This window comes from Pseudomonas sp. NA-150, assembly GCF_044336365.1.
GTDB lineage: Bacteria > Pseudomonadota > Gammaproteobacteria > Pseudomonadales > Pseudomonadaceae > Aquipseudomonas.
On record NZ_CP172305.1, the window covers coordinates 1,528,814 to 1,551,837 of the forward strand.

The window sequence follows — 23,024 nt, forward strand, 5'->3', positions numbered from 1 at the left end:
TCAATCACCCATCACAAGTTTCCCGGAAGTGACTTGGTTTATAAAAGCGTGGACCCCGTCGTGCGCCTCGGTGATGAGTTCCGTCACTCGGCCCTTGTTCGCCAACATCACTATTCGCGCCATGTCGACATAGTGAGCGAAAGTGGTTTTTATATCGTCATGTCCCATTTGATTAATAAGTGCCTGGCCACAAGCTGCCCACATTACGTCGGCAGAATTTGATAACAAGTCCTCTTTAAAAAACCGGATGAGAAACATGGTTGGCCACCAGTGTCTTGATTCATAGAAATTAACGGATTCCCGGAAATTCTCATCAAGTGTCATTGCCTTTACTTTTGCAGCATTTCCGCGAGATGTGATTTTTTCTGGGGTAACTGGAAATCCTTGTTCATTTAGAAATAAGATCGACAGTGGGCAGTCTTGTCCAACCCGCTCCTTGTATTTTTTTCGACGCGTTTCCAAGTGCGGCTTAATGTATTGCTCATCCAATTCTTTGAGGTCATCACGGTGAACGACAATTGTGCGAGTTTTGTTCCCCTTACTCCCATATATTGTGAGTTCAAACGTTTTAGGCTCCTTATTCATTTCCGAATAAGGCATGATATGTCGATTTTTTCCGTTTCCAATATAAGGCGTGGTGCATAAGTCCATTGGCCGCATGGCGGTACCAAGGGCCAGCTTAAACATAACCGCATATACAGGGTCAGTGAAGCATTTCAAGTAAAGACGAATCTCCGATTCATTGATTAGAGAGCGTCTCTGACTCTGCCTAGCTTCTTTTTCTAGTACTCGAATGTTCTTTGCATTGATAGTGACGCGAGCTTTAGCTTGAATGTAGTTCAGCAATCTGTCCGTTTTGAAGTTAGCGATCGAGGTTTTCAACTCAACATTGACATTGGTTACATAGCCATGAGTATTGAGCCAGTTAAAAAAGAATAAAACAATCTTCGCGTCTTCGTACGTGGTTTCTAATGTCGGCTTGGTGCTTTGCTTTATAACCCTTGTTTCTTGTCTTGATAGCTGCCAGCGCTTGATGTCTCTGTTATCTGCAAACGCATGGTACTCAGAAATATCACGTTCCTTGAATTTATCTTCGGTTGAGAGAAATCTATAGAACCTTGATATAATATTTGAATATCTAGAAGATGTTTTTAATGATGAGCGAGTCGTTGAATATAGAAATAAATTAGGATGGCTCAGTAAAATTTTACGCTTTGGCTCGTGAGCAATCAACGCGTAATGAGCGACTTCAATGCCGAGATCAGGAGATTCATACTGGAGTACTTTTCGTTCTATATGCAGCATTCTCATTCACCCTGTTTAATTTTGTAGTGAATGACACTATGGAAACCTTGCTTTAGCAATATTGGATCGGCCTTGTCTGCCGCATCGATCTCCAACTTTGGAACGCTTCCGAAATAAAACCCTCTTTGAGCATTCACTTCACTCGTTGATTCCAGATGAGGGACATATATTGTTAGGGATTGAGTTGGCGGCAGTTTCGATAGAAATATACGAAGCGAATCTCGGTCAAAAATTGGAACACGTACGACTATGTGCAAACTGTCATCAGTGCATTTGAACCTGTCGAAGAATATAGCGAAACGCGCCAAATAGCGTTCCGCAAAAAGTACTATGCTGTACTGTTTGTCCACCGCGAGCTTATTGATGCTTTTCTGAGCAGCCGCTATCGCCGCGTCTTTCTTATCTTCGAAGTCATCTCTTGACCCTGTCGACGCATACAGTTCGAAAGCCTTTGTAAGGTCAACGTCGACCTTTATTTTCTCTCCCTTGCCTTCGCTGACAGTGCCGTTATTGGCCGTGACGTATGCGGCTGATTGAGCGCGCGCCAGGTCGATCTCTAGTTTATTAAGCTGCTTCTTAAGCTCCAGGTTATGAAGAGTCTGCTTTTCCAGCGTTGCGCGGATGTCATTTGCGCCATGCAGGGTCACATCATTCATCATGAGTGATGTGATGTAGCTATCTAGCGTTTTTTTCATCTCTTTATCGTGATCGGCTTCCAAATCTCCCATCTTGTTCTGAAGCTGTTTAAGGTTAGCTTGACTCTGATTGATCAGCTCCTTGGTGCGAGGGCTGGTATTATCAGTAATCAAGTCGCCAATAGGTTTTTCCCCGTATGCATATTTTTTAAGGTCTTTATAGTAGCGGTGGAGAGTTTGTGGAGATAATTTAGCGCGTTTCGACAGCTCGATAATACTCAGCTTCTTGTTGGGAAGAGTGGCTTGGTGTTCTGCTATGAGATCTATGAGTTTGCGCCGTGTCTCCTTTAGTTCATCCGGTTTCACTTTGGATACCATCATGAGACCTCCAGTACAGGAATGCTCAAGGAGTGGGCCATTCCTTTATTATGCAAATTGGCCAGGTGATGTTTGTGAGCATCGATTTTACTCTGAACTTTCCGTCTGGCCTTTGCGCTCAACGAATCGCTCCCCTCCCGCAGCAGGGTTTCATAGAAGACTACGTTTTCCTGCATAGCCTGTTCTGCTTTGGCGACCACCACCGCATTTCGACACTCGATCTGACAATTTGTAGGGTCTGGGCGAATGCGACCCTCAGGCCGGGTTCTACCAATGAGGCAAGGCGGAAGGCTGGTTTCATCAAAATCTTCGCCCGTCACACAATACGTTCCCACCGCCGTCCGGCCGACATAGATCGGGGTGCCTGCGCTAAGGAGGTGAGTAACATAGATCAGAATCGAGACCTTGAGCCGCTTGCCTTTAAACTCCTCGGGGCGCAACGAAATTTGCTTCGCCAAACGATCGGCCGCGTCGCCGGAATAACTACCGTCTCGGACGGCGGAAACGATCTCATGAAACTCTTTGGAGTAGCTCTCTTCCAAGGCCATGGCGACTGAACGCACAAGATAGGGATTCCTGGAGATATATTTCAACGTCATCGCGTAACTCTGGTGTCCAAAGAGCAAACGAATGACGTCGATGTTCCGTTCACTCCTGTTAATCAAAATTTCAGCAATAGTCTTGCGGAATCGATGTGGGTGAATACGCTCAATGCCACAAGCCTCTTCGAGATACCAAATGATGTTCTGAGGCAGTATTGGTTGCTCGTTGACGACGGCAGTTACCGCGAACGTGGTCTGAAATATCAAGCCGTTTTTGTAAAAGGTATAGACACTTCGAAGCGTCTTGAGATTTTCGATAATGCGACCAACGTACCCGGGCAAAGGCACTCGCTCCGTTTCACCGCTGTAGTTCGGATCGTAAGATGTTTTGAACCGTGTAACATCAATCCAATATCGGCCGGCTTCGTCTCGCGTTACATCGTCAAACGTCAACATACCGAGTTCGCTTCGACGCATACCGGTGACAAGTGCAACGAATACGAATACCGCATTTCGGACTTTATCGACTGCCTGAGCGTATTCACCTACCCAGTGGTACGAATAGGTGACATAGCCCTGGTGCGGGGCATCACTCATCGTGTATTTCATAACAACAGTGCCGTCGATCTCAATACTCATCGCTTCTTCGAAGTCGTATTGCCTCTTCACGCGCCTTAGCTTACCTTTCGTGTACTTATCAATTCCACTCGTTATGGCAAACTCTCGTGCTTTCAGAAGGCGCGGAGTCGCTTGTTCCAGCCAGAACAGCGAATTGTTGACAAGTTTTTCAAGCTCGGATTCAGAAAACGGGATCCAGGACTGCAATGAGCCATTGAAGTGGTCCACAACGTCCCTGTGACGCTCTCTTGAGTCGATGCTTCCAATGCTATCGGCTAATCGCATGCCTTCCGGAATGAGCTTGTGAGTCGATAGCGCCATCCAGAAACGCAAAAAGAAAAACAGACCTGAATAGTGGCTCGATTGACCGCTGGCTTTGGCGTCATCTAGCGCTTGGTTAAGCATTGGCGTCGTAATGAGATTGATATGCTCAGGTATGGCACTCAGCCGATTCGGGGCCAACAGATACAGCTCTACAAACCGGTAGTCGTGAGACTTAGATCTTGTCGATGCAAAAGATTTTATTCTGGTAAATGGCGTGAACGCGGGTATCAGGTGATAAACGATTGCGCTCTTCAGCTCATTCGAACCTGGGAGATCCCGGTCAAGGTAAAGGTTATGAGGGTTGCCCTTGGCCTCGTCTGTAAACTTCCAGACCGGATCTCTATAATTGGAATATAACGATACTGGAAAATCTCCATCCGGGAACATTGCCAGTTTGTTCAGTAAGCCGCTTTTGGTAGAGTCAAGACTCCCGGCAGTTTCTTCAAGCAGTGCTTCAAAGGCCGCCATGGCAGCTTCATCAGCATCAGCCTCAAACTCAGCAATGATACGATCCTGTTCATCGAGATAATCAGTATCGGAATTGTCAGCCTTTAAACGGTCAGTCATCATTCACCTCGTCATCGAAAATTAACTGAAGGCTCGACATGTCGCGCGGCAAGAGCGGAGCATTTCGGCGACGGTATCGAATAGCTTGCTTGACCGTTTCTTCGTCATGACAATCGTTGATGAGATACTCAAGGATCTGTTTCTCCCACTTCAGGTCAGCAGTCCGGGGTCCCTCACTTTCAAGTTCAAGTTCATACTCAATGTGAGCTGAGCGTTCCATGAGATAGGGGACAGAGTCATCGTAAATGCGCACGCGAGAGCAGCCGATGCATTTTTCGATGTGATAGCATTTGCGGCCCGGTTGAACGTGAGTTTCATGACCAAGCCAATCCGGATTGAGCTGGTCTTCACAGCCCCACAAAGGTTTATCCTTGCCCGGGAGGGTGAAAATCTTTACAACAGCACTTGCGCGCTCATTCGCTTGCTTACCGAGAAGGCCGGTAAACTGGCGGTTCACGAGGAGTGTCACAACCTCTTCCAATTCGTCTCGTAAGCGCTGCGTCCGCTCTTGCATAGCAGCACCAGAACTATCGTAATAAATGTCGGTGGTTGTAGTGGTGGTGTGGCCAAAATGGGATGAGATGATGCTCAACGCGGTGGTTCGCTTTTTGTGAAGCAACCAAGTTGGCCGCAACCGTCTCGTCACATCACCCGATCTGAGCAAGCGTTTGCCGTCCTCGACAACCTCATAGGTTTTAAGGAAACGCTCAACCCCGTTCAGATAGGAGTTGAGGATCGAAATCGAAGAGTGCCGACTTCCATTCTTGAACCAGTCGCCCCAAGCCCGCAAGAACAGAAACAGCTCATTTTTTTCGTCCCAAGATTTGAGGAAAGGGTTTGTGTCGAACGCAAAATCTTTGAGTGGGAGGGACAGTTTACCCGCAAGCAAAATGAGATTGTAGATAGAGTACCGATCTTCCCGATCACTCGATGCAGTAATTTGCTTCGGAGCGTCATAAGGCTTTTCTAAACCCTGGGATCGATATTTCTCGGAAAAAATGACAGCTAAACTCTCGTTTATTGAGCCTGTCAAAACGTGCTCAAAATCAGTACCGTCAATACCTAGAACAGACTCTTTATTCCATCCGGATTGCATTAAGAGGAATAGAACGATTGCGCTCTGATCCATTGAGCTTGGGAAGTACATTCCCAATAATTCGTCGAGATTTAGATCCCCTTTATGCCTAGAGCAAATCACGTATTTGTGTAGTATGACTTTCAGGATGGTATCGCAGTCACGCTTATAGCTACTCAGCCCGTTGTTACTCATTAATGCAGAAAGCTCGTCCAGCGACATGGACATGGGGAACCCGTGATCCAACAAGGTTCTCAAACTTCTGCCGTGATCGACTTCCCAGGACCTAACTTTTACAGGGTTATCTGGATCATTAGGCGGTATTGAGTGGTAATCATAAGGTGGGGCAAGGTCTACAACCTTACGAAATTCTATTTTTTCATACAGAGAGTCAATATGAATTACGAGCGCAGTCTTAAGTGCCTCGTACGCACCTTCACTCAGCGGCTCTGTCTTTTTTGGTTTTGGGCGTCCGACGATTGGAAAAAGTAACAGCGGAATAGTGCCATGTTGTTTAGCAACACTACTCAATGCGCTCTTCAATTTTTCGGCATGCGCTATGGGCAGCTTGTTTCGAAGCAGATAATCTTGATACCCAAGGATGATCTCAATCGTAATATCTGTGAACTGGTTGGGATGCAGTTCGATGGGATTGTGAGTCAAGTGTTCAACAAGATAGTCAAAAAATAGGTAGATAGCTCTGCTTAATCTAAATCCATTCATATGCACGACAGCCGGAGCGTACCGAACGAATATGTAGTGCAGCGTAAGGCAAAGATTTGACGACACATCAAAATAGGCGTGATCAAGGTATGGGGCTCTGACAGTCCTGCCGCAACGCGCTTCTACTTCACGTATCGCAAGTGTTTCTTCAATAATCATTATAAAAGCTCAATCATGAGTGGACGCTGTTCCAAGCGTGGTCCACTTTTGTTCTAAGTTGTTCTAGTGTACCATTGTTTTCAATGACTTTATCGCCGGGTGCGACTTTTATCCCATGCTCCGAAGAGTGTGAGTTAACTTTCATGGCGCTGTTTCTTGTGATGTGCCAGATCACACCGCTATGACTACGCCAGAAAGCGGCTTCATTCTCGAATCTAATGTCTTTGATTACAAAGATGCTCTTTCCTGTGCTGTTCGCAAGTTTCGCAGTCGGAGTCACAATTGGAAGTTTTGCTCGAAGAGCTTCGTATTGTGGAAAGTCGTTGTGTAGGTAGCCAGATAGCACGGAGAACATATCGTTCGGTGTCAGCGACCAGAACGGGTCGAGCTGATCGCGATCTTCGGGCTGCCAAGTCTGCTCATAACTGAGGCCCCATATCGACTGCACCGCTAGCCATATAGATGAAGAGGGTGAGGCCAGGACTTCAGAGGTGGGCGGGTGAGTGATGATCTCTGGGTGGTTAAGCTGGCGATCTGCGCGCAGCAACCAGTGGTCTGAGTTATGATCTCGCAACCATTCGGTACCTACTCGCTGGAACATCTGGCGAGGGGACGCATTCCAGATCTGGATTGTTTTTTCTTTGAAATCATCTGACCACGCTTCTTCATCAGACAGGCCAAACAGGGCTTGGCATCCTGCTTTGAGCGGATCGGCTAAGGCATGCGCGGCTACCCCGTCGTGCTCCAGCAGCATCGAGGCAACAGTGTCCTTCCCCGATCGAGCTACTGCGGCAAGGCCAATGATGGTAGGCATTTCTGGCTCCAGGCCCCGTGTTTACAGGGCTTTCAGGGTCAAGGGCAAGGGTTTACATTTATCTCAAGGAGCGTATAGTAGCCTTATGTTTACACTTTCTCAAGAACGAATACAAGATGCCACCTACGCCTACCAAGGTGGCGGCCGTGGCCTGTCCCGGGAGCGTATCGCGACCCTGGAAAGCTTTGTTCAGGGCGACCTGCGGCCTGACCTGACACTGGTCTTCGACCTGCCGGTAGAAGTCGGCCTGGCCCGTGCCACTGCGCGCGGTCGGCTCGATCGTTTCGAGCAGGAAGGCCGGACTTTTTTCGATGCGGTACGGACCACCTATCTGAATCGCGCCGCCGCCGATCCGCAGCGCTATCGCCTGGTCAATGCGGCCCTGTCGTTGGCCGAGGTCCAGCAATCCCTCGACCTGTTGTTGCCTGAATTATTGGATCTGCACCGTGGCTGAAGCCTATCCCTGGCAGGACCAGCTCTGGCAGCAAATGGCGGGCCGCACGCAGCACGCCCACGCGTACCTGTTGCATGGCCCGATCGGCATCGGCAAGCGCGCCCTGGCCGAACGGCTGATGGCGCTGCTGCTGTGTCAGCGCCCAGACGGTTTGAACGCCTGCGGCCAGTGCAAGTCATGCATGCTGCTGGCGGCCGGCAGTCACCCGGACAATTACGTGCTGGAGCCCGAAGAGGCGGACAAGGCGATCAAGGTCGACCAGGTCCGCGATCTGGTCAGCTTCGTGGTGCAGACCGCGCAGATGGGCGGGCGCAAGGTGGTGTTGATCGAGCCGGTCGAGTCGATGAACATCAACGCGGCCAACGCCCTGCTCAAGAGTCTTGAAGAGCCTTCCGGCAATACCGTGTTGCTGCTGGTCAGTCACCAGCCAAGCCGTTTGCTGCCGACGGTCAAAAGCCGTTGCGTGCAGCAGGCCTGCCCGCTTCCGAGCGAGGCGATGAGTCTGGAGTGGTTGGCCAAGACCTTGCCGGATTGCGCTGAAGAGGAGCGTTTCGAACTATTGACCCTGGCCGCCGGTTCGCCACTGGCGGCAGTGAGCCTGCACGCGCAAGGTGTACGCGAGCAGCGCGCACAGGTGGTCGACGGGGTGAAAAAGCTGCTCAAGCAACAGCAATCGCCGACGCAATTAGCAGAAGGGTGGAAGGATATTCCGTTGTTGCTGCTATTCGATTGGTTCTGCGATTGGTCGCACCTGATGCTGCGCTATCAGCTGACTCAAGATGAAGAAGGGCTTGGCCTGGGCGATATGCGCAAGGTGGTGCAATACCTGGCGCAAAAATCCACGCAGGGCAAAGTGCTGGCTATTCAGGACTGGGTGCTGGCGCAGCGGCAGAAAGTCATGGCCAAGGCCAACCTCAACCGCGTGCTGTTGCTGGAAGCCTTGTTGGTGCAGTGGGCAGGTTTGCCCGGACAGGGGTAGACTCCGCTATTCGGAACACCCCCCCCAGGAGTTGTCATGAGTGTGCCGCTGAGTCCAGGTCCGCGTAACGGCATCTTGTCCCTGACGATCAAGGACAAATCGGTGCTGTATGCCGCCTATATGCCATTCATCAAGAACGGTGGTTTGTTCATCCCGACCAGCAAAAGCTACAAGCTGGGCGATGAGGTGTTCATGCTGCTCAATCTGATGGACGAGCCGGAAAAAATCCCCGTAACCGGCAAAGTAACCTGGATCACCCCCAAGGGCGCCCAGGGTAACCGTGCCGCTGGCGTGGGCGTGCAGTTCAACGACGGCGACAACGCCGCGCGCAACAAAATAGAAACGTACCTGGCCGGCGCTCTCAAGTCCGACCGTCCTACCCACACGATGTAGTTGTCACGCTAACCATGCTTGTAGATTCCCATTGCCACCTCGACCGCCTCGATCTCGCTGAACACGCCGGCTCCCTGGATGCCGCGCTGGAGGCAGCGCGCGGGCGCGGTGTCGGACATTTCCTGTGCATCGGCGTCAGTGCCGAGAACGCCGGTGCGGTGAAAGCGCTGGCTGAGCGCTACGAAGATGTGGATTGCTCCGTGGGCATTCACCCGCTGGATCTGCAGCCGGGTGCCGCACCTGCGCTGGACTGGTTGTTGGGCGAGTTGAATCACCCGCGTGTGGTGGCGATTGGCGAGACCGGCCTCGACTATCACTACGAACCCGAAGCCGCCGAGCTGCAGCAGGAATCCTTTCGCCTGCACCTGGAAGCGGCCAAGGTCACTGGCAAGCCGGTGATCGTCCATACCCGTGGCGCGCGCCAGGACACCCTGGATTTGATCCGTGACGCAGCCTTGCCACAAGGCGGCGTTTTGCATTGCTTCACCGAAGACTGGGACATGGCCAAGGCCGCGCTGAACATGGGCTTCTATATCTCGCTGTCGGGTATCGTGACCTTCCGCAACGCCGATGCCTTGCGCGATGTGGCGCGTCAGGTGCCTGCCGATCGTCTGCTGGTGGAAACCGATTCGCCTTATCTGGCGCCGATCCCCTATCGTGGCAAACCGAATTTGCCGCAATATGTGCGGGAGGTGGCGGAGTTTCTGGCGATGTTGCGCGGTGAGGCCTACGAGCGCTTTGCCGAGCAGACCACCGTCAACTTCATGCGCCTGTTTCCACTGGCGCACGTTGCCCGCTAAGCACTTTCTGGCAGGCAAAAAAAACCCGGGTTCTGGGGGGTGAATCCGGGTTAAGACCATTAGGAGTAAAACAAAGGCACACTATCCATTGGTACCTTTACTGGCGCTTCACTTGGGGGAGATGCAGCGCCAACGAATTAAGTATTGGTCAGGATTGACGGGCGTCCAGCCCGTTCGGCTCTTTGCTTAAACGTTTTTGGAATACCCCCGCTTCCGTTGAGTTCTCACAAAACGGCCAAACGACGCACAATTGCCAGAGTTTCTTCGATTACGCGCTCTTCGGTATAGAAGTGCGGAGAAAAACGCACGCCCGGCCCGCGAGTGATGCAGACCACCTGTTCACGCATCAGCTGTTGGAAAACCGAGCTGTTCTCCACGCCGTCAAGGCTGAACGACAGAATGCCGGCGCGGCGCTCGGGGTTGGACGAGGTGTGCAGGCGGGCGCCCGGAATGGCTTTCAGACCTTCTTCCAGTTGCAGCACGCGCTCGCCGATCAGTTTTCCTACCTGCACCATGCCCACTTCTTCTAGCAGCGACAGGCTGGCTTCCAGCGCCATGCTGCCGAGCACGTTCGGGCTGCCACATTCAAAACGACGAGCGGAAACCGCGGGCTCCCAGCCAGTACGGTTGTAGTCACCCATGTGCTCAAGCATGTGCCAGCCGAACTCGCTGAGCTTGAGTTGCGGACGCAATTCAGCGCGGCAATAGAACACGCCCAACCCTTCAGGACCCAGCAACCATTTATGGCCATCGGCCATGGCGAAATCGCACTGAGTAGCCTGGACGTCCAGCGGCAGGGCGCCCAGTTGCTGGATGGCATCGATGCAGAACAGCACGTTGCGCTGCTTGCAGCCTTGACCGAGGACTTCCAGGTTCAGGCGCAGGCCGGTGGCGAATTGCACGGCGCTGATCGACATCAAACGGGTGCGAGGGCCGCAGGCGGCGAGCAGGGCGGCTTCCGGATCATCGCCCTTGAGGCTGACCTGCACCACTTCCACGCCCTGAGGAGCCAAGGCCTCCCAGACGATGCGGTTCGACGGAAACTCTTCGTCGCTGATGACGATCTGGTCGCCAGATTTCCAGTCGAGGCCAAAAGCGACAAATGATAGGGCTTCTGACGTGTTTTTGACCAAAGCAATGTCGTCGGTCGACGGCGCATTCAGCAGTCGCATCAGGCGTTCACGCAGGCGTTGTTCGACGACCATCCAGTCCGGATAGTCCCGCGCGCCCAGTAAAACGTTCTCTTGCGCGAAACGGGCGACGGCCACGGCCGCACGTTTTGGCCATGGAGCCACCGCCGCGTGGTTCAAATATTTCAAAGTTGGTGCTTGTGTAAATTCATCGTGAAACATAGACATGGTCGGATGATCCGTGCAATTTGGCGCAAGTTAGGCATAATACGCGGCTTCGATTTTGACCCCTACAGACCTTCTCTTATGCAAAAAGAACCTCGTAAGGTCCGTGAGTTTCGTCGCCGCGAGCAAGAAATTCTCGATACCGCGCTAAAGCTGTTCCTCGATCAAGGTGAAGACAGTGTCACCGTCGAGATGATCGCTGACGCCGTGGGTATCGGCAAAGGCACTATTTACAAGCACTTCAAGTCCAAGGCGGAGATTTACCTGCGCCTGATGCTCGACTACGAGCGTGATTTGAACGAGCTGCTGCACTCTGCCGACGTCGACAAGGATAAGGAAGCGTTATCCCGCGCCTATTTCGAATTCCGCATGCGCGATCCCCAGCGTTATCGGCTGTTTGATCGCCTGGAAGAAAAGGTGGTCAAGGGCAATCAGGTGCCGGAGATGGTCGAGGAACTGCACAAGATCCGTGCTTCGAACTTCGAACGCCTGACGCTGCTGATCAAGGGGCGAATCAGCGAAGGCAAGCTGGAAGACGTACCGCCGTACTTCCACTACTGCGCGTCTTGGGCGCTGGTGCATGGCGCCGTGGCGCTGTATCACTCGCCATTCTGGAGCAACGTGCTCGAAGATCAGGAAGGTTTCTTCCAGTTCCTGATGGATATCGGCGTGCGCATGGGTAATAAGCGCAAGCGCGACACGGATGTCCCTCCCGTTAGCTGAGTCATTCGGCGGCTTTATGGCATCACGCGATGCGAGCGGGTGTCGTGGCGCAGGAATATACTGAAGTCTGGGGCTTGCTAAAACTTGATTTCTAAGTCAGGTTTTAGCGGCCTTCATTTTCCTCGCCGGAGCTGTTCATGATCGTTGACCGTCAAGGCAGGCGTTTTCGCAATTTGCGCATCAGCCTGACATCAGCTTGCAACTACGCCTGTACCTACTGCGTGCCCGACGGCAAGCGGCTGGTGGCTGCGCAGGATGAATTGTCGGCCGACGCCATGGCGCGGGGCGTGGCCTACTTGATCGAAGCGGCCGGTATCGAACGCTTGCGCATTACCGGGGGTGAGCCTCTGGTGAGTCCGAAGCTGGAATCCTTCATGGGCCAGGTCGGCAAGTTGGGTTTGTCGGACATCAGCCTGACCACGAACGGCCAATTGCTCGCACGCAAGCTGCCGCTGTTGCTGGACGCCGGTATCCGCCGGATCAACGTCTCGCTCGATACCCTGGATGCCGAAGCTTTTCGCAGGATCGCCCGGGGTGGCGATCTGGCGACCGTGCTCGACGGCATGGCCCAGGCGCGGGCGGCCGGGATCAAGATCAAAGTCAACATGGTGCCATTGCGCGGGCAAAACCTGGATCAGGTAATGCCGCTGCTGGATTACTGCCTTGAGCGCGGATACGAGCTGCGCTTCATCGAATTGATGCGCATGGGCCACCTGGCCAGCGACTCGAACGCCTTCCTGCAGCAGTTCGTCAGCCTGCAACAGCTGCTGGAAGTGATCGGTGAGCAATACGAGTACCTGCAAGCCGACGCTCCGGTGGACGCCACCGCCGTGCGTTATCAAATCCCCGGTCACGGCCATTTTGGTGTAATTGCCAATGAAAGCGTGCCGTTCTGCCGTACCTGCTCGCGCTTGCGCCTGTCGTCCACCGGCTGGCTGCATGGTTGTTTGTCGTCGAGTAATCGTCATTACATTGGCAATCTGCTGAACAAGCCGCGCCATGAAGCGTTGCCGGCATTGCAGGGGCTGTTGATGAAAGCCTTGGGTGACAAGCAGGAAGTCGCGTTTTCCGGCGGCGCCACCATCATGAAAATCATCGGCGGTTAGCACCCCTTCAAATTCCCGGCTCTATTCTCATGTCTTTTCGTCCGCTGGCGCGGAAGCTGCATCTCCGGGCCATTCGCCGGTTTTCCGTCACCGGCACCTGGAGGGAATGATGCGTAGCCTGGTTTTGCTACTGACACTGTTGGCGTTGAGCGGTTGCATGAATGTCAGTGACATGGGGGAAGGTGTCCACGACTCGATGAGTGATGCGGGTTTTCTTGATCACAGCAATACCACCCGTGCCTACAACCGGCGTCTACAGCCGGACTCCTTCATCTATATCGCCCAAGGTGCTTTCGTGCCACCGGGTGGCGCCTATCCACGGCCTAACGTAGTGGCCGAGGAAGCGTTCAACGGTTTCATCGAGTACTTCCCGTTGGTCCGTCGCGCCCAAAACCCTATGGGGCTTGATGACGCGCTGAGCGAGGCGCGGGCTGCCGGCGCGAACTATTTGCTGTACACCCGTTTTGCCAAGGCCGATGACCGCATTGGCAACACTGACGAGTGGCACGACCAGCAAGCGCTGGATCGCCTGGGTGTCGACAGCGGGGTGATTCAGCTCATGCTGATCGAAACCAATACCCGTTATTTGATCGATACCGCGCGCATTCGCAGCCGAGGCGGTTTGCTGACGATGCACAATACCAAGCCAGAAGATTTGCTTGGTCCACCGTTGGAGGATTACGCTCGTAGTTTGATCGGTGGGGCCAAGGAATAAAAAATGAGTGACCCGGGCAAGGCCAATGATCTGTTCGCACAGATTCCGAAATCGAAAGGGTTGCCGCCGGTTCACTTGTGGAACCCCGATTTCTGCGGCGATATCGATATGCGTATCGCCCGCGATGGCACCTGGTATTACCTGGGTACGCCCATCGGGCGCAAGCCTATGGTGCGCCTGTTCTCCACCATCATGCGCCGCGACGATGACGACTATTTTCTGATCACTCCGGTGGAGAAGGTCAGGATCAAGGTCGACGACGCACCCTTCGTGGCCGTGAGTCTGGAAGTGGAGGGCGAGGGTGAGCAGCAGGTTCTGCGCTTTACCACCAATGTCGACGATCAGGCCGAAGCCGGCCCCGCTCATCCCCTGCGCGTGGAAATCGACCCGCTGACCCAGGAACCCGCGCCCTATATCAACGTGCGGGTCAATCTGGAGGCGTTGGTCCACCGCAACGTCTTTTATCAACTGGTCGATCTGGCGGTGACGCGAGAAATCGACGGACAGACCTGGCTGGGTGTATGGAGCCGCGGCGAGTTCTTCCGCATTGGCCTTGAGCCCTGAAGTGAACTAAACACTGTTTGTCACCCGGCGCTTAATTGCCTGTCATTGACTCGGCAGTTAAAGTGCCGCTCCCCGTTTTACCCCTGAGGTTTTTGCATGCACCAGTCCTTTGATATTGCCGTGATCGGCGCCACCGGTACTGTCGGCGAAACCCTCGTCCAGATCCTCGAAGAGCGCGATTTCCCGGTCGCTGAGCTGCACCTGTTGGCCAGCACCGAATCGGCCGGTCACTCAGTACCCTTTCGTGGCAAGAACGTGCGCGTGCGCGAAGTGGACGAGTTCGATTTCAGCAAGGTTCAACTGGTCTTCTTCGCCGCAGGTCCGGCGATCACGCGCAGCTATGTGGCGCGGGCGACGGCGGCGGGGTGTTCGGTGATCGATTTGTCGGGCGGTTTGCCGACTGAAGAAGCGCCCAATATCGTTGCGGAAATCAATGCTGCCTTGATCTCGACGTTGAAAAAGCCCTGGCTTGTTGCCAGCCCAAGTCCTTCCGCCACCGCAGTGGCCATGGCAATGGCGCCGTTGCGCGGGATCATCGACGTACAACGGGTCAATATCACTGCATTTTTGGCCGTTTCGAGTCAGGGTCGCGAAGGCGTCGCCGAACTGGCGCGGCAAACCGCCGAGTTGTTGAATGTGCGTCCGCTGGAACCGCGCTTTTTCGATCATCAGATGGCATTCAACGTATTGGCTCAGGCCGGCAAGCCAGATGCCCAAGGCCATGGTTCACTGGAAAAACGACTGGTCGCGGAGTTGCGCGAACTGTTGGCGATGCCTTTACTGAGGGTCTCCGCCACCTGCGCTCAAGTTCCGGTGTTTTTTGGCGATAGTTTCAGCGTCTCTCTGCAAGCCGTTACGGCAGTCGACCTGGCGGCTGTAAATGCCGCGCTAGAGGCTGCGCCGGGTATCGAGCTGGTCGAAGCAGGCGATTATCCTACGGCGGTCGGCGATGCAGTCGGTCAAGATGTGGTCTATATAGGGCGAGTGCGCGCGGGAATTGATGACCCGGCGGAACTTAACCTGTGGGTAGCATCTGACAACGTTCGTAAGGGTGCAGCGTTGAACGCTGTGCAAGTGGCTGAATTGTTGATAAAAGATCTTGTGTAAAAGATACTTGGCAACAATTTTAAGCGAACATCTAACGCAGGCTTTACCTTCTCGGTTACCGAGGATTATCAAGACAAGGGATGGGCTATGGTTCAGGTTCGTAAACTGGTATTAGCAATCGCTGCTGCTTCTGCGCTGTCGTCTGGTATGGCCCACGCGCTGGGGCTCGGGGAATTGACCCTGAAGTCGACCCTGAACCAGCCTTTGGTAGCGGAAATCGAACTGCTCGATGCCAAAGATCTCAGGGCAGGGCAGGTGGTGCCGAGTCTGGCGAACAGCGCCGATTTCGCCCACGCGGGGGTTGATCGCCAGGCGTTTCTCGATGATTTGACGTTTACCCCAGTGATCAATGCCAGCGGCAAAAGCGTGCTGCGGATTACATCGACCAAACCGATCCGCGACCCCTACATGAAATTCCTCGTGCAAGTGCTGTGGCCGAACGGTCGCTTGCTGCGCGAGTACAGTGTTCTGCTTGATCCGCCCAAGGCGACCCCGGAAGCCGCAGCCACGGCACAACTGCCTGCCACTGCCCCGGCGCCAGCCGAAGCGCCTCAATCAGCGCCCGCTCCGGTGGAAATGCCAGCGGCAACGCCAGCGGTCGAGGCCAAGCCAGCTCAATACACCACCACCAAGCGCGATACCTTGTGGGTAATCGCAGCGCGTCTGCGCACCGGTGGCTCCGTTCAACAGACCATGCTGGCGATTCAGGCGCTGAACCCCGACGCGTTTATCGCAGGCAACATCAACCGCTTGAAAACCGGCCAGGTGTTGCGTCTTCCCGATGCCCAGCAAGTCGCCGCGACTGCGCAACCGCAGGCGGTCGCTCAGGTTCACGAACAAAACCTCGCCTGGCGTCAGCGCCGAGCCTTGCCTGCTGGCCCGCGTCAGGTAGATGCGACTCGCCACGCCAAGGCTGAAGCTGCGCCGCGCAAGGTCGAAACCCCGGATAACCTGAGCCTGGTATCGGGTACCAGCAAAGGCGACAAGGGCGCTGCGGGCGATGGCAAAGCAGTCAGCAACAGACTGGCGGTGGCCAAGGAAAACCTGGACACCACGCGTCGGGACAATAGCGAGCTGAAAAGCCGCATGACCGATCTGCAAAGCCAGTTGGACAAGCTGCAACGTCTGATCCAGTTGAAGAACGATCAATTGGCCAAGATGCAGGCTGACGGCGGCACCGCCAAGCCGACACCTGCACCAGCGCCTACCGATACCGCCGTCGTGTCGCCGTCGGTTCCGGCAGCGCTGGTCACAGCGCCGCCCGTTGCTGATATTTCGGTCAAGCCGCCGGGCGAAATCGCACCCGAAGATGCATTGCCACCGCCTGCCGATGTGACCCCGGCACCGGAAGCGCAGCCGATTACCGCCACGACCCCGGACGAAACCGATAACGCCAACAGCACCTTCAACAAGCTGCTCGCCAGTCCTTTATTGATGGGGCTGATCGGTGGTGGCGCGTTGGTTGTCCTGCTGTTGTTGCTGCTGCTTCTGGCTCGCCGTCGTAACGCGCAGCAGGAGGCCGAGAAGCACAAGCGCATGGCCCGCGCGCTGGCTGAAGAGTCGGAGTTCGCGTCGGATATGGACTTGCCGGACGCCAGTTTCGCAGGCCTTGAGGTGCCGCCGCCGAGCGTAAAGCTGACACCGGTCGCCGCGGCGCCAGTCGAGCCGGTTCGTGAACGGTCGGCTGATGTGCTTGAACAGGCCAAGACCCACATTGCCAACGGTCGCCTGAATTCGGCTGCCGAGCTGCTGGAAGATGCCACCAAGGAACAGCCGGAGCGCAGCGATTTGCGCTTGCAACTGATGGAAGTCTACGCACAGCAGGGCGATCGCAGTGGTTTCACCGGCCAGGAGCGCAAGCTGGTGGCCAATGGTGCAAACCATGCTGAAGTCGAGCAACTGAAAAGTCGCTTCCCGCTCATGGCGACGGTTGCCGCGACTGCGGCGGTCGGTGCGGCAGCAGTAGTGGCTTCGCAACTGGATGCCAACTACGTCAAGAGCTTGTTGCAGGACAACGAGCCTGCTCCTGCGCCTGCTCCGGTAGTGACGCCTGCGCCTGCGCCGGTCGAACCCACGCCTGTGGCCAAAGCCGCCGAGCCTGACGATTTCGATCACGACTTCGACCTGAGTCTCGACGATCTGGAAGAAGCCTCGCCCGCAGTGATTGTCGATAAAACCAAGCCTGCGCTGGATGACCTGGACCTCGATCATGAAATCAGCCTCGACGCGCCGTTGGCCGCCGCAGCGGATGACGATGACCTGAGCTTCGAGTCGATCATGCAGCAGCAGAGCGAAGTTCGGCAGTCGACGCCTGAAGATCTGGCCGATTTCGATCTGGACCTCTCGGAAGAGCAGCCAAAGCTGAACGCGGAAGATGATTTCCTGCTCAGCCTCCAGGATGACCTGCGCGACCTGCCGGCGTTCGACGATGCACCCGATCTGGCGCAAACGCCGGTGGCTGGCAAGGCGCCGGTGGATGACTTGTCGATGCCTGAAGACTTCGACCTGTCGTTGGCCGACGAGCTGGATACCGGGCCGAACGCCTTCACTGACGAGCTGAACGACGTCAATGCCGAGCTGGATCGTCTGTCGGCCAGCCTTGAACAGCCGCCAATGGCCAAGCCGTTCGAGGTTCCGAGCTTCACCGCAGAAGATGCATTGCTGCATGCGGAGGACGAGCCGGAGTTCGATTTCCTGGCGGGCACCGACGAAGCAGCGACCAAGCTGGATCTGGCGCGTGCTTACATCGAGATGGGCGACGCCGACGGCGCGCGCGACATCCTTGATGAAGTGGTCGGCGAGGGAGATGAGCACCAGAAAACCGAAGCGCGGGAGATGCTCTCGCGTCTGGCCTGAGTCAACGCTTGAGGCTGTAACGTATAACGACCGCTTTTGCGGTCGTTTGCGTTTATGGCGTGTGCATCCCTTATAATGGCCGCCTTAGCGCAAACCAACAGGCTGTACGTCTTGGCTTCAACAAATAGTTTCGAAGATACCGCGGCAGCCGAAATGGCTGCCGCTGGCTTTTCCAGAATCGCATTGGGTGTCGAATATAAGGGTTCGCGTTATTGCGGCTGGCAGCGTCAGGCTTCCGGCGTGCTGACGGTTCAGGAAACCCTTGAGAAGGCCCTGTCCAAAGTCGCGGCGTCGCCGGTCTCGCTGTTGTGCGCGGGTCGCACTGACGCGGGCGTGCACGCCTGTGGCCAGGTGGTGCATTTCGATACCCAGGCCGAGCGCTCGCTGAAAGCCTGGGTCATGGGCGCCAATATCAACCTGCCGCACGATATCAGCGTCAGTTGGGCCAAGGTCATGCCGGCGCATTTTCATGCGCGGTTCAAGGCGATTGCCCGGCGCTACCGCTACGTGATCTACAACGATCCGATCCGCCCGGCGCACCTGAATGACGAAATCACCTGGAACCACCGCCCGCTGGACGTCGAGCGCATGGCGCTGGCGGCCGAATACCTGGTCGGTACCCACGACTTCAGCGCGTTCCGGGCCGGGCAGTGCCAGGCCAAGTCGCCGGTCAAGAAGCTGCACCACCTGCGGGTTACCCGTCATGGCCAGATGATTGTCATCGACGTGCGCGCCAATGCCTTCCTGCATCACATGGTGCGCAATATCGCCGGGGTGCTGATGACCATCGGTGCTGGCGAACGGCCCATCGAGTGGGCCAGTGAGGTTCTGGAAAGCCGGGTTCGGCGCACGGGTGGCGTCACGGCGCATCCGTTTGGGCTTTATCTGGTCCAGGTCGAGTACCACGACGAGTTCGAATTGCCGGAACGTTACATCGGTCCACACTTTCTCACCGGCTTCTCTGAACTTGCCGGCTGACGACCGGAAAAGCATTTGTTAACATCCGGGACTTTCCCGAACAAGGCTTGGGGTTTTTCACGACATGTCAGCCGTTCGCAGCAAGATCTGCGGGATTACCCGCATAGAAGACGCGCTGGCCGCCATTGATGCCGGGGCCGACGCCATAGGTTTTGTGTTCTACGCTAAAAGCCCGCGTGCGGTCACCGTGGTGCAGGCACGGGAAATCATTGCCGCGTTACCGCCGTTCGTGACCACCGTCGGCCTGTTCGTCGACTGCACACGCTGCGAACTCAGTGAAATTCTGGAAGTCGTACCCTTGGACTTGTTGCAGTTCCATGGTGATGAGACGGCTGCGGACTGCGACGGCTACCATCGGCCTTACATCAAGGCGATCCGGGTCAAGCCCGGTGACGATATCGCCGCCGCATGCCGAGCGTTCCCGAAGGCCAGCGGCATTTTGCTCGACACCTATGTGCCGGGCGTGCCAGGCGGTACCGGGGAAGCGTTCGACTGGTCGTTGATTCCGCAACACTTGAGCAAACCGATCATTCTGGCGGGCGGTTTGACGCCGGCCAACGTGGCCCGGGCCATTGCCCAGGTTCGCCCCTATGCCGTGGATGTCAGCGGTGGCGTGGAGTCGGGCAAGGGGATCAAGGATCACGACAAGATCCAGGCGTTCATGGATGCAGTGCAGGGGGCTTGATTCAAATGGCGGGCCAGGTTGCCGCCTTGATGTGACGGTTGGCGTTGAGCCACCGTCCATAAGCCTGGCGCAGCAATAAGCGCGCGGGCCGACAATGTTTAATAGGCGGCGGTGAATATAAGCGACGAGGCGATGACGCGTCGTCACCATGGCGGGTGATGTGGAGCAGTGCAGGCAGGTCAGGCGGTAGCCGATCCCTGTGGCCCCAGATCCTCGCCGAACCCATGAATTTTGCTTAAAGGCCTGCGCGGGACTGTCAATCGTCCTCGCGTTCGAGCCACCGGTACTGGAGAAAGAAAGCATGAGCAACTGGTTGGTAGACAAACTGATCCCTTCGATCATGCGTTCCGAGGTGAAAAAAAGCTCGGTACCTGAAGGGCTCTGGCACAAGTGCCCATCGTGTGAAGCGGTGCTGTATCGTCCGGAGCTGGAAAAGACCCTGGACGTGTGCCCCAAGTGCAACCACCACATGCGCATCGACGCGCGTGCTCGCCTGGACATCTTCCTCGACGCCGAAGGCCGTGCCGAACTGGGCGCCGACCTGGAGCCAGTGGACCGTCTGAAGTTTCGCGACGGCAAGAAGTACAAGGACCGCCTGACCGCTGCGCAGAAGCAGACCGGTGAGAAAGACGCACTGATCTCCATGAGCGGCAAGCTGCTGGGGATGCCGGTAGTGGCCTGTGCCTTCGAGTTCTCCTTCATGGGCGGGTCGATGGGCGCCATCGTTGGTGAGCGCTTCGTGCGTGCCGCCAACTACGCGCTGGAAAATCGCTGCCCGATGGTCTGTTTCGCTGCTTCTGGTGGCGCACGGATGCAGGAAGCGCTGATCTCCCTGATGCAAATGGCCAAGACCTCAGCGGTACTGGCACGTCTGCGTGAAGAAGGGCTGCCGTTTATTTCGGTGCTGACCGACCCGGTCTACGGTGGTGTTTCCGCCAGCCTGGCGATGTTGGGCGACGTGATCGTTGCTGAACCGAAGGCGCTGATCGGCTTTGCCGGCCCGCGCGTGATTGAGCAGACCGTGCGTGAAAAACTGCCAGAAGGTTTCCAGCGCAGCGAGTTTCTGCTGGCTCACGGCGCCATCGACCTGATCATCGACCGCCAGGAACTGCGTCCACGCCTGGGCAACCTGCTGGCGCAACTGATGAATCTGCCGACGCCGAAGTTTGTAGCTTCGCCGATTGAGCCGATGGTGATCCCGCCGGTACCGGCCACCGTATGACCGAGCGCACCCTGGGCGACTGGCTTGCCTACCTCGAACAGCTGCACCCTTCAGCCATCGACATGGGGCTGGAGCGTTCGCAACAGGTGCTGCACAGGCTGGGCATCGCCCGGCCCGCGCCCCGGGTGATCACGGTTACAGGCACTAACGGTAAAGGTTCTACCTGTGCGTTCGTCGCCTCGTTGCTGCAAGCGCAGGGTTTGAAAGTCGGGGTCTACAGCTCGCCGCACCTGATTCGCTACAACGAGCGGGTGCAGGTGCAAGGCGTCGAAGCCAGCGACAGCCAGTTATGTGAAGCCTTCGCCGTGGTGGAAGCCGCGCGGGGTGATATCTCCCTGACGTACTTCGAAATGGGCACCCTGGCTGCATTCTGGCTGTTCGAGCAGGCGAAGCTGGATGCGGTGGTGCTGGAAATCGGCCTGGGCGGGCGTCTGGATGCGGTCAATCTTATCGATGCCGACATCTCGCTGGTCACCAGCATTGGCGTTGACCACTCCGATTGGCTGGGTGATACCCGCGAATCAGTGGCCTTCGAAAAGGCCGGGATTTTCCGCGAAGGGCGTCCGGCCTTGTGCGGCGATCTGGACCCGCCTGCGCCTTTGCTTGAGCGGGTCAAAGAACTGCAGTGTCCCTTCTCGTTGCGCGGTCGTGAATTCGACCTGGCGCTGACTGACAATGCCTGGCACTGGCGCGGTCGTGATGCCCAGGGGCAGTTGGTCGAGCTGCACGATTTGCCGTTGCTCGATTTGCCGATGGAAAACGCCGCGCTGGCGTTGCAGGCTTATTTGCTGCTGGATCTACCATGGCAGCCGGAGATTATCCGTGAAGCCTTGAGCGCCACGCGAATCACCGGTCGTCTGGATCGGCGCGAGATCAACTGGCATGGCAAGCCGCTGAAGCTGTTGCTCGATGTCGGTCACAATCCCCATGCCGCGCACTTCCTCGCCCAGCGCCTGGCGCAGCGCCCGGTGGTGGGCAAGCGTCTGGCGGTGTTCGGGTTGCTGTCGGACAAGGACATCGATGGTGTAGTCAGTGAGTTGACGACTGGCGTGCAAGACTGGGCCGTGGCCCCCTTGCCGACCCCGCGCAGTCGCCCGGCGCAAGAGCTGCAGGCTGCGCTGCTCAAGCATGGCGCGCAGGTCAGCGTGTACGACACTATTGCGCAGGCGCTGGAAGGGCAGTGCGCTCACGCCACCGCCGATGATGAAATTCTGCTGTTCGGATCTTTTTTTAGCGTTGCCGAGGGCCTGGAATGGCTGGCTCGGCACGCCCAGGAGGACGTTGCAAATGGCTTTGCTGGATAACGTGTACAAGCAGCGGATGGTAGGGGCTCTGGTGTTGATCGCACTGGCCGTGATTTTCTTGCCGATGCTGTTTTCGCGCCAGGATGAAACCCGTCGGGTGCAGGTCGAAGTGCCTGCCGCCCCGCAAGCCCCGGCAATGACCGCGTTAAAGGTCGATCCGGTTGCGGTGCCCGAGCAGCAAGCCTTGCCCCAAGAGCCTGTGCCAGACGAGGAACCTGTCGCTCAGGCGCCGGCTCCGGTACAAAAAGAGAAGGCGCCGGCCATGCAGCCGTTGCCGACCCCAACTCCTGCCCAGGTCGCCAAGGCCAGCCCGCCGCCGGCTCCAGCAGCGAAGGTCGCGCCTGCCGCGCCAGTCGCAGCCGCCAAACCTGCCGCTGAACCGCGTCATGTTGACACCAACGGCTTGTCGGTCAGTTGGTCGGTGCAACTGGCCAGCCTGTCCAATCGCGACAGCGCCGACGCCTTGCAGAAAACCCTGCGTTCCCAGGGCTACAACGCCTATATCCGCTCTGCGGACGGGGTGAACCGGGTGTTCGTCGGGCCGTTGATCGAGCGTGCCGAAGCGGATCGTTTGCGCGACCAACTGGGCAAGCAACAGAAGCTCAAGGGTTTCGTGGTGCGTTTCCAGCCGGAACGCAACTGA

20 protein-coding genes and 1 pseudogene are annotated in these 23,024 nt (G+C 56.0%); 15 read left to right on the forward strand and 6 right to left on the reverse strand.

The features are described 5' to 3' along the window. The 5 genes from ACF0H7_RS07385 to ACF0H7_RS07405 are packed head-to-tail and all read right to left on the reverse strand — an operon-like array spanning position 1 to position 7,140. The gene (locus tag ACF0H7_RS07385) at positions 1-1,305 is read right to left on the reverse strand and encodes a site-specific integrase (protein WP_397452121.1); all 1,305 of its coding nucleotides are present in this window, start codon (positions 1,303-1,305) and stop codon (positions 1-3) included. A gap of 2 nt (positions 1,306-1,307) precedes the next feature. Next, positions 1,308-2,321 carry a winged helix-turn-helix domain-containing protein gene (locus ACF0H7_RS07390; RefSeq protein WP_397452122.1) on the reverse strand — a complete coding sequence of 338 codons (1,014 nt, stop codon included), beginning with the start codon at positions 2,319-2,321 and terminating at the stop codon, positions 1,308-1,310. Further along, a complete protein-coding gene (locus tag ACF0H7_RS07395) occupies positions 2,318-4,372 on the reverse strand; it encodes a tyrosine-type recombinase/integrase (protein ID WP_397452123.1) in 2,055 nt (684 codons plus the stop codon). The genes ACF0H7_RS07390 and ACF0H7_RS07395 overlap by 4 nt, the downstream gene beginning before the upstream one ends. Further along, positions 4,362-6,326: a hypothetical protein gene (locus ACF0H7_RS07400; protein ID WP_397452124.1), complete on the reverse strand. Its 1,965-nt coding sequence runs from the start codon at positions 6,324-6,326 to the stop codon at positions 4,362-4,364. Before ACF0H7_RS07400 ends, ACF0H7_RS07395 begins: the two co-directional genes overlap by 11 nt. Before the next feature lie 13 nt (positions 6,327-6,339). Continuing rightward, a complete protein-coding gene (locus tag ACF0H7_RS07405; RefSeq protein WP_397452125.1) occupies positions 6,340-7,140 on the reverse strand; it encodes a deoxynucleotide monophosphate kinase in 801 nt (266 codons plus the stop codon). A gap of 103 nt (positions 7,141-7,243) precedes the next feature. Here ACF0H7_RS07405 and ACF0H7_RS07410 point away from each other — a divergent pair. The 4 genes and pseudogenes from ACF0H7_RS07410 to ACF0H7_RS07425 all read left to right on the forward strand — a co-directional run. Then, a pseudogene (locus ACF0H7_RS07410) lies at positions 7,244-7,594 on the forward strand (dTMP kinase); the annotation flags it as partial. Beyond that, the gene (locus tag ACF0H7_RS07415) at positions 7,587-8,573 is read left to right on the forward strand and encodes a DNA polymerase III subunit delta' (RefSeq protein ID WP_397452126.1); all 987 of its coding nucleotides are present in this window, start codon (positions 7,587-7,589) and stop codon (positions 8,571-8,573) included. The pseudogene ACF0H7_RS07410 and the gene ACF0H7_RS07415, both read left to right, overlap by 8 nt. Before the next feature lie 36 nt (positions 8,574-8,609). Continuing rightward, on the forward strand, positions 8,610-8,966 hold the full coding sequence (locus ACF0H7_RS07420) for a PilZ domain-containing protein (protein WP_299830723.1): 357 nt from the start codon (positions 8,610-8,612) through the stop codon (positions 8,964-8,966). A gap of 14 nt (positions 8,967-8,980) precedes the next feature. Beyond that, positions 8,981-9,766 carry a TatD family hydrolase gene (locus ACF0H7_RS07425; RefSeq protein ID WP_397452127.1) on the forward strand — a complete coding sequence of 262 codons (786 nt, stop codon included), beginning with the start codon at positions 8,981-8,983 and terminating at the stop codon, positions 9,764-9,766. 224 nt (positions 9,767-9,990) lie between these two features. On the opposite strand, the gene ACF0H7_RS07430 is transcribed toward ACF0H7_RS07425, so the two are convergent. Beyond that, positions 9,991-11,124 carry an aminotransferase class V-fold PLP-dependent enzyme gene (locus ACF0H7_RS07430; protein ID WP_397452128.1) on the reverse strand — a complete coding sequence of 378 codons (1,134 nt, stop codon included), beginning with the start codon at positions 11,122-11,124 and terminating at the stop codon, positions 9,991-9,993. Between the two features lie 78 nt (positions 11,125-11,202). Here ACF0H7_RS07430 and ACF0H7_RS07435 point away from each other — a divergent pair, with 78 nt between their 5' ends. From ACF0H7_RS07435 to ACF0H7_RS07485, 11 genes are all read left to right on the forward strand, one after another. After that, positions 11,203-11,844 (forward strand): TetR/AcrR family transcriptional regulator, encoded by a 642-nt coding sequence (locus tag ACF0H7_RS07435; RefSeq protein ID WP_397452129.1) that lies wholly within the window; start codon positions 11,203-11,205, stop codon positions 11,842-11,844. A gap of 137 nt (positions 11,845-11,981) precedes the next feature. After that, positions 11,982-12,950: a GTP 3',8-cyclase MoaA gene (locus ACF0H7_RS07440; protein ID WP_397452130.1), complete on the forward strand. Its 969-nt coding sequence runs from the start codon at positions 11,982-11,984 to the stop codon at positions 12,948-12,950. A gap of 109 nt (positions 12,951-13,059) precedes the next feature. Beyond that, a complete protein-coding gene (locus ACF0H7_RS07445; protein ID WP_397452131.1) occupies positions 13,060-13,665 on the forward strand; it encodes a DUF4823 domain-containing protein in 606 nt (201 codons plus the stop codon). A gap of 3 nt (positions 13,666-13,668) precedes the next feature. Beyond that, on the forward strand, positions 13,669-14,229 hold the full coding sequence (locus ACF0H7_RS07450; protein ID WP_397452132.1) for a DUF1285 domain-containing protein: 561 nt from the start codon (positions 13,669-13,671) through the stop codon (positions 14,227-14,229). 96 nt (positions 14,230-14,325) lie between these two features. Further along, the gene (locus tag ACF0H7_RS07455) at positions 14,326-15,336 is read left to right on the forward strand and encodes an aspartate-semialdehyde dehydrogenase (RefSeq protein WP_397452133.1); all 1,011 of its coding nucleotides are present in this window, start codon (positions 14,326-14,328) and stop codon (positions 15,334-15,336) included. Between the two features lie 87 nt (positions 15,337-15,423). Further along, on the forward strand, positions 15,424-18,192 hold the full coding sequence (locus ACF0H7_RS07460; RefSeq protein ID WP_397452134.1) for a FimV/HubP family polar landmark protein: 2,769 nt from the start codon (positions 15,424-15,426) through the stop codon (positions 18,190-18,192). Between the two features lie 153 nt (positions 18,193-18,345). Then, positions 18,346-19,170: a tRNA pseudouridine(38-40) synthase TruA gene (gene truA / locus ACF0H7_RS07465; protein WP_397453851.1), complete on the forward strand. Its 825-nt coding sequence runs from the start codon at positions 18,346-18,348 to the stop codon at positions 19,168-19,170. Between the two features lie 64 nt (positions 19,171-19,234). Continuing rightward, positions 19,235-19,855 (forward strand): phosphoribosylanthranilate isomerase, encoded by a 621-nt coding sequence (locus ACF0H7_RS07470; protein WP_397452135.1) that lies wholly within the window; start codon positions 19,235-19,237, stop codon positions 19,853-19,855. 301 nt (positions 19,856-20,156) lie between these two features. Beyond that, on the forward strand, positions 20,157-21,077 hold the full coding sequence (gene accD, locus ACF0H7_RS07475) for an acetyl-CoA carboxylase, carboxyltransferase subunit beta (protein ID WP_397452136.1): 921 nt from the start codon (positions 20,157-20,159) through the stop codon (positions 21,075-21,077). Next, entirely contained in the window at positions 21,074-22,381 is a 1,308-nt protein-coding gene (gene folC, locus ACF0H7_RS07480; protein WP_397452137.1) for a bifunctional tetrahydrofolate synthase/dihydrofolate synthase, read from the forward strand. The genes accD and folC overlap by 4 nt, the downstream gene beginning before the upstream one ends. Then, the gene (locus ACF0H7_RS07485; RefSeq protein WP_397452138.1) at positions 22,365-23,024 is read left to right on the forward strand and encodes an SPOR domain-containing protein; all 660 of its coding nucleotides are present in this window, start codon (positions 22,365-22,367) and stop codon (positions 23,022-23,024) included. Before folC ends, ACF0H7_RS07485 begins: the two co-directional genes overlap by 17 nt.

Coding starts and splice junctions, on each gene's coding strand:
- ACF0H7_RS07385 (WP_397452121.1), bottom strand. CDS start 1,305: ATGCTGCATATAGAACGAAAAGTACTCCAGTATGAATCTCCTGATCTC.
- ACF0H7_RS07390 (WP_397452122.1), bottom strand. CDS start 2,321: ATGATGGTATCCAAAGTGAAACCGGATGAACTAAAGGAGACACGGCGC.
- ACF0H7_RS07395 (WP_397452123.1), bottom strand. CDS start 4,372: ATGATGACTGACCGTTTAAAGGCTGACAATTCCGATACTGATTATCTC.
- ACF0H7_RS07400 (WP_397452124.1), bottom strand. CDS start 6,326: ATGATTATTGAAGAAACACTTGCGATACGTGAAGTAGAAGCGCGTTGC.
- ACF0H7_RS07405 (WP_397452125.1), bottom strand. CDS start 7,140: ATGCCTACCATCATTGGCCTTGCCGCAGTAGCTCGATCGGGGAAGGAC.
- ACF0H7_RS07420 (WP_299830723.1), top strand. CDS start 8,610: ATGAGTGTGCCGCTGAGTCCAGGTCCGCGTAACGGCATCTTGTCCCTG.
- ACF0H7_RS07425 (WP_397452127.1), top strand. CDS start 8,981: ATGCTTGTAGATTCCCATTGCCACCTCGACCGCCTCGATCTCGCTGAA.
- ACF0H7_RS07430 (WP_397452128.1), bottom strand. CDS start 11,124: ATGTCTATGTTTCACGATGAATTTACACAAGCACCAACTTTGAAATAT.
- ACF0H7_RS07435 (WP_397452129.1), top strand. CDS start 11,203: ATGCAAAAAGAACCTCGTAAGGTCCGTGAGTTTCGTCGCCGCGAGCAA.
- ACF0H7_RS07440 (WP_397452130.1), top strand. CDS start 11,982: ATGATCGTTGACCGTCAAGGCAGGCGTTTTCGCAATTTGCGCATCAGC.
- ACF0H7_RS07445 (WP_397452131.1), top strand. CDS start 13,060: ATGCGTAGCCTGGTTTTGCTACTGACACTGTTGGCGTTGAGCGGTTGC.
- ACF0H7_RS07450 (WP_397452132.1), top strand. CDS start 13,669: ATGAGTGACCCGGGCAAGGCCAATGATCTGTTCGCACAGATTCCGAAA.
- ACF0H7_RS07455 (WP_397452133.1), top strand. CDS start 14,326: ATGCACCAGTCCTTTGATATTGCCGTGATCGGCGCCACCGGTACTGTC.
- ACF0H7_RS07460 (WP_397452134.1), top strand. CDS start 15,424: ATGGTTCAGGTTCGTAAACTGGTATTAGCAATCGCTGCTGCTTCTGCG.
- truA (WP_397453851.1), top strand. CDS start 18,346: ATGGCTGCCGCTGGCTTTTCCAGAATCGCATTGGGTGTCGAATATAAG.
- ACF0H7_RS07470 (WP_397452135.1), top strand. CDS start 19,235: ATGTCAGCCGTTCGCAGCAAGATCTGCGGGATTACCCGCATAGAAGAC.
- accD (WP_397452136.1), top strand. CDS start 20,157: ATGAGCAACTGGTTGGTAGACAAACTGATCCCTTCGATCATGCGTTCC.
- folC (WP_397452137.1), top strand. CDS start 21,074: ATGACCGAGCGCACCCTGGGCGACTGGCTTGCCTACCTCGAACAGCTG.
- ACF0H7_RS07485 (WP_397452138.1), top strand. CDS start 22,365: ATGGCTTTGCTGGATAACGTGTACAAGCAGCGGATGGTAGGGGCTCTG.